Below are 1277 nucleotides of genomic sequence, written 5' to 3'. Positions count from 1 at the left end.
TTGGGTATGGCGGGTCGGTTGTGGCGGGTGATCTTGTCGGTGGGTCGTTTGACGCGGTAGGAGTTGTGGCGGGCGCGTTTGATGACGCGGGGGCAGCTGCGGTCGCGTCGGGGTGGGTTTGGCTGGTGGCGGATCTCGGTGAGCGCGTCGTCGAGGGCGGTGCAAAGGTGCTCAGGGGGTAATGGCCGCCTGGTCGGTGACCTGGCGGCGCACGACGCGTAGGCCTTTGACGAACGACATGCGGTCGGGGTCGTAGCCGGCGGGGTCGGCGGCTTGCAGCAGCAGTGCGCGGATGGCGTAGTGGGCCAGCAGTAGTCCCCACATCTGTTGTTCGACCAGGTCCGGGGTCTTCGATCGGAGGACTTCGCCGCGGCCGCGTAGGTCGGTTTTGATCTCGTCCAGAGCGGACTCTTCTTCCCAACGCTGCTGGTAAGCGCCCGCCAGCTCGAGTGCGGGGACCTTGTGGTGGTCGGTGAGGGTGGTGACCACCACGATGAGTTCGCCGTCGGGGTTGCGGTCCGGGACGGTGTACTCGACCACCCTGACGAGGCGGGCGAGATCGGCGGGGATCTCCTGGCCGGTACGGGCCTGCTCGACCAGCCTGGCCCGGCGTTGCGCGGACAACCCCGCCTTGAAGATCAGTGCCTGGTAGGAGCCGTCCGCGAGCCACCGCAGATGCCCGACCGACACGGAGGCCCCGATCCGCCAGGCCAGGTCCGCGCCGGTAGCGGCGAAGGAGTTGAACAGGTCGAAGGAGTACAGGCCCGCGTCAGCCAGGACCAGCATGCCCGCCCCGACCCGCCCGGCCAGGTCCTTGATCAGGGTACGTTCCCCGGTGCGGCACGAGCCGAGTACTGCCCCGACGATCGCGTGGCTGCCGCACTCAGCGAGGGCCGCGATGTGCAGTTTCGGGTACGCCGAGGCCTTCGGCCCCGACCCCATCCGGCCGAAGCGTTCCACGTTGGCCGGGGTGTCGGCCACATCGACACTGGTCGCGTCGATCGCCATCAGCCGGCGCCGGGCCAGCCAGGCGCCCTTCGTGCCCGGCCCCGCCAACGGCACGCACGCCCGGTCGAACAACATCTTCACCGGCTCGACGCCCAGCCGCTGACGTGCCTGGCTGATCGCCGACGCCGTCGGGACCTGCCAGTCATCGTCCCAGGAACCGAGCCTGCGCAGGTTACCCACCAGCCGACGCATCACCTCGTCAGAGGACTCGGCGCAGAACAGCCCCATCGCGATCACGTAACGGATCATCACGTGCGCCGGCAGCCGCC

2 protein-coding genes are annotated in these 1277 nt (G+C 69.0%); one reads left to right on the top strand and one right to left on the bottom strand.

Features of this window, described 5'->3' with window-relative positions; all coding sequences use genetic code 11:
* Positions 1-182 (top strand): hypothetical protein (locus tag ACIRG9_RS31585; RefSeq protein ID WP_402864217.1); only part of this gene is annotated, 182 nt, incomplete at its 5' end.
* Here the strand turns inward: ACIRG9_RS31585 and ACIRG9_RS31580 are convergent.
* The coding region (locus ACIRG9_RS31580; RefSeq protein WP_402864214.1) for an IS4 family transposase at positions 172-1277 on the bottom strand (1106 nt) is incomplete at its 5' end. The genes ACIRG9_RS31585 and ACIRG9_RS31580 overlap by 11 nt on opposite strands.

The sequence above is a fragment of the Micromonospora sp. NPDC093277 genome (assembly GCF_044765245.1).
Lineage (GTDB): Bacteria > Actinomycetota > Actinomycetes > Mycobacteriales > Micromonosporaceae > Micromonospora.
This window is presented reverse-complemented; position numbering and strand designations above follow the sequence as displayed.